This is a genomic window from Thioalkalivibrio sp. HL-Eb18 (genome assembly GCF_000364985.1).
GTDB lineage: Bacteria > Pseudomonadota > Gammaproteobacteria > Ectothiorhodospirales > Ectothiorhodospiraceae > Thioalkalivibrio.
In genome coordinates, this window is the sequence record NZ_KB822961.1 from 262,976 (window position 1) to 274,768 (window position 11,793).

Below are 11,793 nucleotides of genomic sequence, written 5' to 3' on the forward strand. Positions count from 1 at the left end.
TTCGCGAGACGCCGGCAATGACCCCTCAGTCCTTCGGCGGCGTGTACGAGAACCAGGCGAGACGGTGCGAGCGCAGGCTCCAGGGGAACAGGAGCGCCGGTAAAACGACCGGGACGTGGCGCGCGGGACTGAATCATTCGGCCTTGCACCCGGAGGTTAGTGCCGGCGTGTCCAGGACCTCGACGCGCTGGCCGTGCGTGTCGGGCCCCAGTGTGCCACCGTCGCAGACCCTGCCCCTATTCAGTGCCGTGAGCGTGGCCTTCAGCAGCCGGGCGGCGGGCCAGGTATCGGCATCGACAAACAGCAGGTAGTCCCCGCTGGCCCCTTCGGCGCTCCGGCTCGAAGATGAAGCGGCACCCGGCGCCCTGGGCGACATATGGGGCCGCATCCGTGGCAGCCACTCGGCCTCGTTCCAGGCCGGGATAATCACCGAAACGGCGGGAGCGCGGGTCACGTAGCGGCGAGGGTCAGTAGGTCGCCATGTGGGGGTCAACGTCACGCGCCCAGGCATCGATGCCGCCGGACAGGTTGATCACGTTCTTGAAACCGACACGGGCCAGGAATCCGCACACCTGCTGGCTGCGCACCCCGTGGTGGCGGATCACCACGATCTCGTCGTCCGGATTCAGGTCCTGATATTCGGTCGGAATCTGCCCCATCGGGAGTAGCCGCGAGCCGTCGATGCGGCAGCGCTGAAACTCCCAGGGTTCGCGCACGTCCAGCAGCAACGGCGGTGCTTTGGCCTGCGAGAGGTAGTCCTGCAATTCCCGGGGAGACATCTGTCGCATGGTTCGTTCCGTGATGGGGGAATGGTTCAGGCTGGCGTCGAGGGTTCGATTTTGCAATGGAGCGGGTGCCGGATGAGGGCAGGGGGCTGTGGAGCGAGCGAGCCGTCGTCGAAGACGCGGGCCTGGGTCATTCGACCCTCAGCGCGCCAGCGCACAGAGGATGCCGGCGTCCCCGGAGTAGGCTCATCCGGATGAGCAATCGGTGCCCCTGCGCGGGTCATTCCTTCCGGCTGGTTCGGGGGATCGAAGAAAGAGTCGCACGGGTCGGGCGGATGCGGGTCCAAGCGAATGACGGTTTTTCCTACGAGCGGGGCGAAAAGCAGGCCAAGGCAAGGGTTGCCCGGCCCGGCGCTTTGGTCCTCACGGAATGGATAGCGGAGCAGGCATGCAGGTGAAGGGCGTGGTTGGAAGGGCCCACAATGAGCTCCCGGATGGTCCACCAGATGCCGGGCTGGTGATTACGTGCGAGCACGGTGGCAATCGCATCCCTGCGCCCTATCGTGACCTGTTGCGGCCGTACCGGGCCATACTGCAAAGCCATCGCGGGTTTGATGCCGGGTCGTTGCAGATGGCGCGGGATCTGGCGCGGGCATTTGGTGCACCCCTGGCGGCGGCCACGGTCACTCGCCTGCTGGTCGATCTGAACCGCTCGCTCGGGCACCCCCAACTGCACTGTGCGGCGGTCCGGAAGCTGCCTGCGTCTGTACGGGCGCGGATCGTGGAACGTCACTATCAGCCCTATCGCTCTCAGGTCGAGCTTCTCGTGCGGGAGGGAATCGCCCGGGATGGCCAAGTGGTGCACGTTTCCAGTCACAGTTTCACCCCCGAGCTGGATGGCAAGGTCCGCACGGCCGATATCGGATTGCTGTACGACCCGGCCCGGCCAGGCGAGGTGGCTCTGGCCGCACGCTGGAAGGCCGCAATCAAGGCATGCGCCCCCGAGCTCACGGTGCGCCGCAACTACCCCTATGCGGGCCGCAACGACGGACTGACCACCTCGCTGCGCAAGGGCCTCTCACCCGAGTGCTATGCCGGGGTCGAACTGGAGATCAATCAGCGGCACGTGCTGCGTGGTGGGCGGCACTGGGCCGCCCTGCGCGAGACGGTCATCGCGTCCTTGCGGACCGCATTCGCTCCACGCGGCACGGGCAGCCTGGAGACGGCAAACGAAGGGGGTCAGCGGCGTGACCTGGATGCCCCACAGCTTCCCGCCGTACCCAGGGATGAACGGCATGCCAAGGGAGTACTGCAATGAAGATCCGTATCGGTTACGAGCTTGTCTACGACTGTCCCCAGCCGACCCCGATGATCCTCACGCTGAATGTGCATTACACAAGGATCTCCGATCTCCTCGCGCCCGATCACATGATTGCCGACCCGCCAGTGCCGGTCACCGCCTATCGCGACAGCTTCGGTAACTGGTGCTCGCGTATCGTCGCGCCGCAGGGGCTTCTCCGGCTGTCTGCGAGCACCCTGGTGAACGACACCGGCCAGCCCGATGTGGTAGTCCCGCAGGCGCGACAGATTCGGGCGGAGGATCTGCCGGACGAGACCCTGCAATTCCTGCTGGGAAGTCGCTACTGCGAGACCGACCGGCTCTCGGAAACCGCGTGGCATCTGTTCGAACACGCCCCGGAAGGTTGGGGACGCGTCCAGGCAATCTGCGACTTCGTCCACCGACATATCACCTTCGGTTACGAACATGCGCGACCGACCAAGACCGCGTTCGATGTGTACCAGGAGGGTGTTGGGGTATGCCGTGACTACGCGCATCTGGCGATTACGTTCTGCCGGTGCATGAATATTCCCGCCCGTTATTGTACGGGCTACCTGACCGACATCGGCGTGCCACCGCCCTACAGCGAGATGGATTTCGCCGGCTGGATCGAGGCGTATCTGGACGGCCACTGGTACACCTTCGACCCCCGCAACAACACCCCGCGTATAGGTCGCGTTCTGATCGCCCGTGGACGCGATGCCGCCGATGTTGCGATCAGCAATACGTTCGGCCCGAACACCCTGCGCGGATTCAAGGTCTACGCCGAGGAGATTGGTGAGGGGCCGTCCGCGTGATGTCCAGGGCCAACCGCTGTGGGAGACCCAGGGGAACGACGACCCTGCACGTTACGTTGGCGGGCGTCTCCCTAGAATGGAGGCGACAGAAGGCGATCGTACTCACTGCGGACGGTTGCGTAGCACTCGCAGACACGCGCCTCCAGCCCGGGTCGGTCGAGGGCGACGATGTGCCCCCGGCGATACTGAAAGGACACCCATAACGAAAGGACACCCATAACGAAAGGACACCCATCATGTGGGCCGGTCCGGTGGGCAACTGGATCGCGGCGATCGACCGGATCCTGGCGATGGATGTCGAGCTGATTGTGCCCGGCCACGGGCCCATCACCGACAAGGCCGGTGCCCGGCGCGTGCGCGACTATCTGGTGTATATCGATGCGCAGGCGCGGGCGCGTTTCGAAGCAGGAATGCCGGCGGAGGAGGCCGCGTTCGACATCGCGCTGGACGACTACGCCAACTGGGGGGATGCCGAGCGGATCGCGGTCAATGTGGACACGCTGTACCGCGAATATCGCGGCGATACCACACCCCCGGACATCATGCGCCTGCTCACGTTAATGGCGCGTCTCGACACCGCCCGTCGCCAGTAGCGCGCAACGGGCGCTCATCCCTTCGGGCGCGTGTACCAGAACCAGGCCAGCCGGCGCGAGCGCAGGCTCCAGGGCAGCAGCAGGGCCTGTAGCACTACCAGGATGTGCTGGGCGGGGCTGAACCAGTCCGCCTTGCGCCCCGAGGTCATCACGGGTGTCTCCAGCATCCGGAACCGCTGCTCGTGCTGGCGGCCCCAGCGCGCCATCGCTCGCGACAGGAACACTTCCTCGCCCGCATAGACCCGCTCGCTGAACCCCCCGACTGCCTCGAAGGCCTCGCGGGTGCAGAAGACGTAGCAGCCGGCGGCGAGTCCCAGCCGTGCCGACAGGGTGTTCCAGGCCGCCGCGCCCCAGCGGTAGATGCGATGGGTCAGGTGATCGAACGCGACGCGGGCTCCGCCGCCACAGACCGCGCCGCTGTCCAGGGCGTCGAGTGTCGCGCGGATCAGGTCGGCGTCGGGCCAGGTGTCGGCATCGACGAACAGCAGGTAGTCGCCACAGGCGGCCCGGGCACCCGCGTTGCGGGCGCGGCTGATGCGCCGCTCCGGCTCGAACACGACCCGGCAACCGGCCTGCTGCGCGATCTGCGGAGTGGAATCCGTGGAGGCATTGTCGACGACGATGAGCTCGGTTCGTCGATCCACGTCGGCGAGGGCCTGCTGCAGCGCCGCCAGGGTGTGCGGCAGCCACTGCGCCTCGTTCCAGGCCGGGATGATGACCGACAGGGCCGGGAGCCCGCGCACAGGGGGTATCAGTAGGTCGCCATATGGGGATCGACGTCCCGCGCCCAGGCGTCGATGCCGCCGGCCAAGTTGATCACCTTGCTGAACCCGGCCCGCTGCAGAAACCAGCACACCTGCTGGCTGCGCACCCCGTGGTGACAGATCACCACGATCTCGTCGTCTGGGTTCAGCTCCTGGTATGCCGCCGGAATCTCGCCCATAGGGATCAGCTTCGAGCCGTCGATGCGGCAGCGCTGGTACTCCCAGGGCTCGCGTACATCCAGCAGCACCGGCGGCTGGTCCGTCTCGGCGAGGTGGTCCTGCAATTCCCGGGGAGACATCTGGCGCATGGCGAATCCCGTGTCGGTGGATGCCAACACGCTAAGTTCACAGCGGGTTGGCCGCAAGAGGCCGGCTGCTACGCAGGGATGGTGGGTGCGAGGACGCGCGGGTGGACGGTGGCGGTTGTCTCAACCGCGGCGCAGGCGGTCCTCTTCGCGGCTACGGTGCTCCAGCCAGCGGCTGCCTTCCTCGGGGCCCAGCAGAGTGGCCGCCAGGGCGATCAGGGCGAACACAATCGCGGGTGCGACGGCCCCCGCCAGGCCCAGGATGTAGGCCGCGTAGGCGGTGGGTACGGCGACGGCCACCGCCAGTACGACCACGCCCGGATAGGCCATGCGGTAGAGCCAGCGCGGATCGACCGAAAGCGCCAGCACCGTAACAGAGCCCAGCAGGCCAAGCAGGATCCAGCCCGCCGCCGCGGTTTCAAGCTCCGCGGCCAGCAGGGCGATCGCCAGTACCAGGCCCAGAGCGACGTGCCGCAGACGGGTGGAGGCCTTTGGTGTGATCAGCGCATCCATCCAGCAGGGACGGAGGCCGGGGATGGAGTCGGGGGCGGGGGCAGTGGTCTGGTACATGAGGGGCTGTTTGTTGAGTAGATCGAACCGATTGGGTCGCGGCTCTCTCTCGGCTTCGTTAAACGAAAAAGGGCACCCGAATGTGAGTGCCCTTCTCCAAGAATATGGCGCGCCCGGAAGGATGGCGGTGACGCTGCGCGTCTTGCCCTTCCGGGTGTCGGCCGTGGGCCGACACGTTCCTCGCTGCGCTCGGGATCGAACCAACGTGCCTGTCCGGAGGTTCGAATCCTTTGGGGCTTTCTACTAATGAAAAAGGGCACCCTGGTGTGAGTGCCCTCTCTCGGGAATATGGCGCGCCCGGAAGGATTCGAACCTCCGACCACCTGGTTCGTAGCCAGGTACTCTATCCAGCTGAGCTACGGGCGCATCGACTGAAGGCGCGCATTATCGCGATTGGTCCCGAGGGATGCAAGCGCCATGAGGCATTTGCCTCAGCCGCGCGGGATGGGATGGTAGGGCGTGGAGCGCACCCGGTCGTGTTCGTGCATGCGGTAGTGGACGAATTCGTCCTTGTCGTGGAAGTGCAGGAACGGGTTGCCCTCGTCCTGTTCCGCCAGGGTGGATTCGGCCTTCTCTGCGTAGTTGTGTCCCGGGTGGATGCAGGTATGCGCCGGGAGGCCTTCGCGCAGCCCGTTCAGCGTATGGAACATCTGCTCCGGGTCGCCCCCGGAGAGGTCGCAGCGGCCGCAGCCGAACACAAACAGCGTGTCACCGGTAATCAGGTCGTCACCGGCCGGCATGTGGAAGCAGGCGGAGCCGGGGGTGTGGCCGGGCGTGTGCAGGAAGCGGATCTCGGTGTCGCCCAGCTTCATCGTGTCGCCGCCGTGGTGGAGTTGCGGGCGCTCCAGCTCCTTGCCCCAGAACTCGGCCTCGGGCTTGAGGATATGCAGCCGGGCATTCGGGTACTGCTCCAGGATCGCCTCGACGCCGTTGATGTGATCGTGGTGGCTGTGGGTCAGCAGGATGTCGGAGATGGTCACGTCCTTCTCGCGCGCCTGGCTGAGGATCGCATCCGGTTCCCAGGCCGGGTCCACCACGGCCGCGCGGCGGCTGGCCATGTCCTCGATCAGGTAGACAAAGTTTTCCATCGGGCCGAGTTCCTGGCGGTGGATGCGGTAGGGCAGGTCGTTGCGGTCCATCGGCTTCTCCATTGAGTCGTTTCCATGTTGGTAGGCTCTACTACTCGAGTGGTTCCATCGTCCGCAGGGAAGGAGAGAGATGCAAAATTCCGAAGAGTCGTCTGCCGATAATGCCGCCCAGGATGCGGAGGCCGACTGGGAGTCCCGCTATCAGGAGGGCTCCACGCGCTGGGATCGCGGTGCCCCCAGCCCGTCGCTGGAGGCCTGGCTGGCGATCACCGATCTGGCGAAAGGCTCGCGGATCGTGGTGCCGGGCTGCGGCTTCGGGCACGAAGTCCCGGCTCTGGCGCGCCTTGGCTATTACCCGATCGGTCTGGATGTGGCGCCTACCCCGGTGCGGCATCTGCGCGAACAGCTGGAGCGGGAGGGGCTGGAGGCGGAGGTCGTCCAGGCCGACATGCTGGCATGGCAGCCGGAGATGCCGGTGGATGGCGTCTACGAGCAGACCTCCCTGTGCGCGATCCCGCCCGAGCAGTGGCCCGCCTACGAGCAACAGCTGCATGCCTGGCTGCGCCCGGGCGGCGAGCTGTTCGCGTGCTTCATGCAGACCGGGCGCGAGGGTGGGCCGCCGTTTCACTGCGAGATGGCCGATATGCGGGCGCTGTTCCCGGACAGCCGGTGGGAGTGGCGCAACGACGCGGGGCGCACCGAGCACACCAATGGCAAGTTCGAGTTGCTTCATCGCCTGATTCGGCGTTGAATCGGGTGAAGGGGCACACCCGTGCCCCGGGGCCGGGACACACGGATTCCGGCCGGATACCGCGTGACGTACCGCGGCAAGGGGGATACCCATGCTTGACTCTACGCCGGAGGGAATGGAGCAGGTCCGCGCATTGTTGCTGGACCTCTCCGGTGTGCTGTACGTGGGCGACGAGGCCCTCCCTGGCGCCATCGAGGCGGTGCAGCGGGCACAGGCCGCCGAGCTCCCGATCCGTCTGATCACCAACACCACGCGCGAGCCGCGCGCGGCCATCATCGACAAGCTGGCCGGCCTCGGGTTCGCGTTCGAGTCCGCGCAGCTGACGACGGCCCCCTCCGCGATCCGCGAGCGGCTCGAGGCCGAGTCCCGCACCCCGCTGCTGCTGGTACACCCGGCGCTGGAACCCGAGTTCGAGGGCGTGCCCACGGGCGACCCGGATGTGGTCGTGCTGGGGGATATGGGCGCTGCGTTCGACTACGCCGTGCTCAACCGTGCGTTTCGCGTGCTGATGGAGGGCGCACCGCTGTGGGTGATGGGGACCAACCGCTACTTTCGCGAGGCGGATGGCCTGTCGCTGGATATCGGCCCGTTCGTGCGCGCACTGGAGTATGCGGCCGATGTGGAGGCCGAGAACTTCGGCAAGCCGGATGCCCGGCTGTTCCACACGGCGATTGCGGATCTCGATCTGCCACCGGAGCAGGTGCTGATGGTGGGCGACGATGTATTGGGGGACGTGGACGGCGCGCGCGCCGCGGGTCTGGCAGCCTGTCTGGTGCGCACTGGCAAGTATCAGGACGGCGACGAACAGCGGGCACAACACCGCGGTGCCGGGCTGGCGGATCGCCTGGCCGACATCGTGGATGCTTTATTGGGTTGAGGTGACCGCGCGCCGGCCATCAACGGCCGGTGCGCGGGTCCTGGCCTTGATCAGGCGGAGCGGCGCTTGACCGACAGGGTGCCGTCACCGCGGCTGTCGGCGGCCTTGCGGCTCTGCGCCTTGCGCGGCTTTCCGGCAGCCGCATAGGCCGGGCGCTTGCCGTTGGCCGGGGCCGGGCCGCGCCGCTTGGCGGCCGGCTTGCCGGGACCACGGGGCTTGCGCGCGGCCGGGGCGTGGCGCTCGGTCGCACGCGAGTCCCGGGTCGGCACGGAGCGCGCCATCTCCAGGCGACGGTTGGCGACATGGATATTGCCCAGTCGGCGCACTGCGGCCTCGTCCAGCGCGGCCGGCAGGTCCACATGGCTGTGGTCGTCCTGCAGGCCGATCCGGCCGATGTCGCGGCCGTTCAGGCCACCCTCGTTGGCCAGCGCGCCGACAATCGCGCCGGGCGCGATGCCGTGATTGCGACCGACCGGCATGTAGTAGCGCACCATGTCCGCTTCCGGCCCACGGTCCTTGCCGCGGCTGGGGCGGGGGGCGCGGTCACGGTTGCGATCCGCACGATGACTGTCGCGCTCGGGTCGGCTGGCGGCCGCCGTCACCGGGTCGTGCGCGTTGGGCGTGCCATCCAGCGGCGTGCCCTGGGTTGCCAGGGCGAGCAGGGCGCGGGCGAGATCGCGTTCGCCCATCTGGCCGTTGGCCAGCAGTCGGTCCAGGAGGGCATCAAGCTGCGGCGATGCTGCGCCGGCCAGCTCGGCCTGCAGGCGTTCGGCCAGGCGCTCCTCGCGGCGGGCGATCACGGCGGCGCGATCCGGGACCTTCTGCTCGCGCACGGGCTTGCCGGTCAGGCGTTCGATATCGCGCAGCATGCGCCGCTTGCGCGGCTCCAGGAACAGGATCGCACGGCCCTTGCGTCCGGCGCGGCCGGTACGGCCGATGCGGTGCACGTACACCTCGGCATCGCCCGGGGCGTCGTAGTTAAAGACATGGGTGATGCGCGGGACATCGATGCCGCGGGCGGCCACGTCGGTGGCCACGATCACGTCCAGACGGCCATCGCGCAGGTCGGCGACTACGCGCTCGCGCTCGCCCTGTTCCATGTCGCCATTAAGCGGGGAGGACTGCACGCCCTGGGCATTCAGGGCCTCGGCGATCTCCGCGGTCGCGGCCTTGGTACGGGCAAACACGATCGCTGCGTCCAGTCCCGCTTCCACCTCGATCATCCGGCCCAGGGCCTCGGTCTTGTGGCGCTGGTCGACCAGGCAGTAGCTCTGGTCGATGTCGGTGCCGGCCTCGTTGCCCGCGCCAATGCGGATTTCCTGCGGCTCGCGCATGTGGCGGTGCGCGATACGGCGGATCGGTGCCGGCATGGTCGCGGAGAACAGCGTGGTCTGGCGCTCGGCCGGGGTCTGTTCGAGGATCCATTCGATCTCCTCGACAAAGCCCATGCGCAGCATCTCGTCGGCCTCGTCCAGCACCACCATGCGCAGCGCATCCAGTGTCAGCGTGCCGCGCTTGATGTGGTCGACCACGCGGCCGGGCGTCCCGACCACGACCTGCGCACCATCGCGCAGGGCGCGGATCTGCACGCCCATCGGCTGGCCGCCGTAGACCGGCAGGATCTCGAGCCCGTCGATGCTGGCCGCGAAGCCCTCCAGTGCGGTAGCCACCTGGCCGGCCAGCTCGCGGGTCGGCGCGAGGATCAGCGCCTGCACGCGACGCTGCGCGGGATCGATCGAGTCGATCAGCGGCAGGCCAAAGGCGCCGGTCTTGCCGGTGCCGGTCTGGGCCTCGCCCAGCACGTCGTCGCCGGCCAGCAGGGCCGGGATGCACGCGGCCTGGACCGGGGTCGGGGTGGTAAAGCCCAGTTGCAACAGGGCACGGGCCAACGACTCGGACAGGCCGAGTTCGGCGAAGGAGGGGGATTCGGACATGCTGGGGGTACTCGGGCGGGCCGGAACAAAGGCCCGGCGAAAATCGGATGAATCTACTCAGCGCGCATCATACACGAATTGCGGAACGAAATACGTCTGCGCATATGCAATAAAACTCTTGCCCGCGCAAAACACGGGCATTACGTGGGCTTGGGGTCTGCTACTGCCCCAGCCCGGTCAGCCGGGCCGGCTCCAGGATCTCGATCCAGTAGCCGTCCACGTCCTTCACGAAGGCGATGTCCTTCAGCCCACCCTCGTCCGGCCGCTTCACGAACTCGACGTTATTCTCGTCGAACCAGCGTACGGCCGCGTCCAGATCGGGGACCGAGAAGCAGATGTGGCCGAAGCCCTGCGGCTCCTCGTTGCCGTCGTGGTAGTGGAAGTCGGCGTCCTTCTCCGTTCCGTAGTTGTAGGTCAGCTCCAGGATGCCGCGCTGGCTGAACATCCAGCGGGTGGCCTCGCCGCCGTCCTTGGGCGGGTGGGGCTCGTCCTCGCCGATCTGCGCCAGGAAGTAGAGCGTGAACTCGAACTCCGGGAAGTCCAGCGTCTTGACCAGCTGCATGCCGAACACGCGCTGATAGAAGTCCAGTGCCTTCTGCGGATCCTTCACGCGCAGCATGGTGTGGTTGAAGCGAAAGCCTGCGGTGGGATTGTCGCTCATGGTGCGTCCTTGTATCGGCTAAAGGGGGGGTGTCCCGGAAGACTGGAACACAGGGCTCGAGGTTCCCTCAAGTACCACCATCACACCGTCCGCGATCCCCCGTCACTGCGAGGAGGCGCAACTGACGCGGCAGTCGGCCGGGTTTGCCCCACCGTCGGTGCCTGCGCTGGGAGATCGCTTCACTTTGCTCGCGATGACGGGGATTGAACGTGGTCCGTGGGGGTCCGGCTACTGTCGGCAGAACGGACCGAACTGGTAGAAGCGTCGGCAGCGGAACTCGGACTCGCAGCTTTGCAGTTGGGACTCGTAGCGGCCAGCGCGCTGCGCGACCTGTCGTGCCGCGGCCTGGACCTGGGGCTTGCTGCGGTAGCTGCCGCGGTTATAGCCGCCCTGGCCCTCGTGGTAAGCCAGGTACAGGTGCTCGCTATTGTGCAGGGAGACCCCGGTGATGCGCTGGGTGCGCGCGTTGTACCAGCCGATAAAGTCGGTCGCGTGCTTCATGTGTGTGCGCCGCGCCATCCGGCTTCCGGCATCCTCGCGGTACTCGCCCCAGACCGGGTCTTGCGCCTGGGCATAGCCATAGGCAGAGGAGGGGCGGCGCCACGGGATAAATCCCAGCAGGCGTTCGCGATCCGGGCGCACATGGCTGCGGAACGATGACTCCTGCTGGATAAACGACATCTGTGTGGCGATGGGGGTGCCCCATTCGCGTTCGGAGTCGCGCGCGTAGTCGTACCAGCGCGGCTGGTCGCGGAAGATCTCGCAGATGTTGCTCTGATCCGACGGCGGCGACGGCGCCAGCGTCGCACAGCCCGCCGTGATCGCGGCCAGCGCCAGCAGCAGGCCCGCTCGCAGCCCGTTGGGCGCCACGGCCCGCCATTGCCCCTGATCGGTCTTGCCCACCCGAATCTCCCGCCCGGTTCCCCAATGCCCCGGGAGTATAAAGCACCCGCTACAGTGGCCAAGAGCGCGCCATGCGCCGTTCCCGGTTCGGGAGGTTGCCACGGCCCCCGCGGCGCCTCGCAGCGTCGTGGCGATCTCCGTCCGGAGCTACCGAATCCTGCGTAATAGCGCCAATTGTAGATACCGTCTTGCCCTACGGGGTGCAAGGGGTTTCATGGCGGGCTTGATACGGGGGTTGGGATTTGAGCACACCGAAGGCGATGTGCAGGAGTTTGCGCATAGCCGCCCCGATCGCCGACATCTTGGCCTTGCCGCGTGTCAGCAGACGTTGATGCTGGTGTCGCACGTCCGGGTTGTACCGGGTCGCCACCACCGCCGCCATGTAGAGCGCCTTGCGCAGTCGGCTGGAACCGATCTTCGCCAACCGCGAGGGCCGCCGGACCGTGGTCCCCGATTCTTCCAGGACCGGTGCCAGCCCATGGAACG

13 protein-coding genes, 1 tRNA gene and 3 pseudogenes are annotated in these 11,793 nt (G+C 67.0%); 5 read left to right on the top strand and 12 right to left on the bottom strand.

The genetic code is table 11. The annotated features are described in order from the left end of the window. Positions 1–25: 25 nt before the first annotated feature. A pseudogene (locus F813_RS13895) lies at positions 26–454 on the bottom strand (hypothetical protein). A 13-nt stretch (positions 455–467) separates the two neighbouring features. Beyond that, the gene (locus F813_RS0102715) at positions 468–788 is read right to left on the bottom strand and encodes a rhodanese-like domain-containing protein (protein WP_012982443.1); all 321 of its coding nucleotides are present in this window, start codon (positions 786–788) and stop codon (positions 468–470) included. A gap of 385 nt (positions 789–1,173) precedes the next feature. Here F813_RS0102715 and F813_RS0102720 point away from each other — a divergent pair, with 385 nt between their 5' ends. Further along, entirely contained in the window at positions 1,174–2,043 is an 870-nt protein-coding gene (locus F813_RS0102720; protein ID WP_012982444.1) for an N-formylglutamate amidohydrolase, read from the top strand. Further along, positions 2,040–2,861 (top strand): transglutaminase family protein, encoded by an 822-nt coding sequence (locus F813_RS0102725; RefSeq protein ID WP_012982445.1) that lies wholly within the window; start codon positions 2,040–2,042, stop codon positions 2,859–2,861. The genes F813_RS0102720 and F813_RS0102725 overlap by 4 nt, the downstream gene beginning before the upstream one ends. A gap of 71 nt (positions 2,862–2,932) precedes the next feature. On the opposite strand, the pseudogene F813_RS14490 reads toward F813_RS0102725, so the two are convergent. Continuing rightward, a pseudogene (locus F813_RS14490) lies at positions 2,933–3,046 on the bottom strand (Crp/Fnr family transcriptional regulator); the annotation flags it as partial. 36 nt (positions 3,047–3,082) lie between these two features. Between F813_RS14490 and F813_RS13510 the strand changes: the two are divergent. Beyond that, positions 3,083–3,454, top strand: a pseudogene (locus tag F813_RS13510) (MBL fold metallo-hydrolase); the annotation flags it as partial. Positions 3,455–3,468: 14 nt separating this feature from the next. Here the strand turns inward: F813_RS13510 and F813_RS0102735 are convergent. The 5 genes from F813_RS0102735 to F813_RS0102755 form a co-directional block, all read right to left on the bottom strand. Beyond that, positions 3,469–4,197 carry a glycosyltransferase gene (locus F813_RS0102735; protein ID WP_017925463.1) on the bottom strand — a complete coding sequence of 243 codons (729 nt, stop codon included), beginning with the start codon at positions 4,195–4,197 and terminating at the stop codon, positions 3,469–3,471. A gap of 8 nt (positions 4,198–4,205) precedes the next feature. Further along, on the bottom strand, positions 4,206–4,526 hold the full coding sequence (locus F813_RS0102740; protein ID WP_012982447.1) for a rhodanese-like domain-containing protein: 321 nt from the start codon (positions 4,524–4,526) through the stop codon (positions 4,206–4,208). A gap of 120 nt (positions 4,527–4,646) precedes the next feature. Beyond that, positions 4,647–5,036, bottom strand: coding sequence for a hypothetical protein (locus tag F813_RS0102745; RefSeq protein WP_017925464.1), 390 nt, complete (start codon positions 5,034–5,036; stop codon positions 4,647–4,649). Positions 5,037–5,382: 346 nt separating this feature from the next. Further along, a tRNA-Arg gene (locus F813_RS0102750) sits at positions 5,383–5,459 on the bottom strand. 65 nt (positions 5,460–5,524) lie between these two features. Then, a complete protein-coding gene (locus F813_RS0102755) occupies positions 5,525–6,232 on the bottom strand; it encodes an MBL fold metallo-hydrolase (RefSeq protein WP_026148113.1) in 708 nt (235 codons plus the stop codon). A 79-nt stretch (positions 6,233–6,311) separates the two neighbouring features. On the opposite strand from F813_RS0102755, the gene F813_RS0102760 reads away from it, so the two are divergent. Both F813_RS0102760 and F813_RS0102765 read left to right on the top strand, forming a co-directional pair. Beyond that, positions 6,312–6,932: a methyltransferase domain-containing protein gene (locus F813_RS0102760; protein WP_017925466.1), complete on the top strand. Its 621-nt coding sequence runs from the start codon at positions 6,312–6,314 to the stop codon at positions 6,930–6,932. A 115-nt stretch (positions 6,933–7,047) separates the two neighbouring features. Beyond that, complete coding sequence (locus F813_RS0102765) at positions 7,048–7,809, top strand: TIGR01458 family HAD-type hydrolase (RefSeq protein WP_017925467.1); 762 nt, start codon at positions 7,048–7,050, stop codon at positions 7,807–7,809. A gap of 50 nt (positions 7,810–7,859) precedes the next feature. Here the strand turns inward: F813_RS0102765 and F813_RS0102770 are convergent, their stop codons facing one another. From F813_RS0102770 to F813_RS0102785, 4 genes are all read right to left on the bottom strand, one after another. Continuing rightward, positions 7,860–9,743 (bottom strand): DEAD/DEAH box helicase, encoded by a 1,884-nt coding sequence (locus F813_RS0102770; RefSeq protein WP_017925468.1) that lies wholly within the window; start codon positions 9,741–9,743, stop codon positions 7,860–7,862. 160 nt (positions 9,744–9,903) lie between these two features. Then, on the bottom strand, positions 9,904–10,404 hold the full coding sequence (gloA, locus tag F813_RS0102775) for a lactoylglutathione lyase (protein WP_012982453.1): 501 nt from the start codon (positions 10,402–10,404) through the stop codon (positions 9,904–9,906). 228 nt (positions 10,405–10,632) lie between these two features. Further along, a complete protein-coding gene (locus F813_RS0102780; RefSeq protein WP_017925469.1) occupies positions 10,633–11,307 on the bottom strand; it encodes a hypothetical protein in 675 nt (224 codons plus the stop codon). A gap of 193 nt (positions 11,308–11,500) precedes the next feature. After that, positions 11,501–11,793: transposase (locus F813_RS0102785; protein WP_026148114.1), on the bottom strand; the 293-nt coding region annotated here is incomplete at its 5' end.

Excerpts from the sequence above, each read along its gene's own strand:
- F813_RS0102715 (WP_012982443.1), bottom strand. The coding sequence starts at position 788 with ATGCGACAGATGTCTCCCCGGGAATTGCAGGACTACCTCTCGCAGGCC.
- F813_RS0102720 (WP_012982444.1), top strand. The coding sequence starts at position 1,174 with ATGCAGGTGAAGGGCGTGGTTGGAAGGGCCCACAATGAGCTCCCGGAT.
- F813_RS0102725 (WP_012982445.1), top strand. The coding sequence starts at position 2,040 with ATGAAGATCCGTATCGGTTACGAGCTTGTCTACGACTGTCCCCAGCCG.
- F813_RS0102740 (WP_012982447.1), bottom strand. The coding sequence starts at position 4,526 with ATGCGCCAGATGTCTCCCCGGGAATTGCAGGACCACCTCGCCGAGACG.
- F813_RS0102745 (WP_017925464.1), bottom strand. The coding sequence starts at position 5,036 with ATGGATGCGCTGATCACACCAAAGGCCTCCACCCGTCTGCGGCACGTC.
- F813_RS0102755 (WP_026148113.1), bottom strand. The coding sequence starts at position 6,232 with ATGGACCGCAACGACCTGCCCTACCGCATCCACCGCCAGGAACTCGGC.
- F813_RS0102760 (WP_017925466.1), top strand. The coding sequence starts at position 6,312 with ATGCAAAATTCCGAAGAGTCGTCTGCCGATAATGCCGCCCAGGATGCG.
- F813_RS0102765 (WP_017925467.1), top strand. The coding sequence starts at position 7,048 with ATGGAGCAGGTCCGCGCATTGTTGCTGGACCTCTCCGGTGTGCTGTAC.
- F813_RS0102770 (WP_017925468.1), bottom strand. The coding sequence starts at position 9,743 with ATGTCCGAATCCCCCTCCTTCGCCGAACTCGGCCTGTCCGAGTCGTTG.
- gloA (WP_012982453.1), bottom strand. The coding sequence starts at position 10,404 with ATGAGCGACAATCCCACCGCAGGCTTTCGCTTCAACCACACCATGCTG.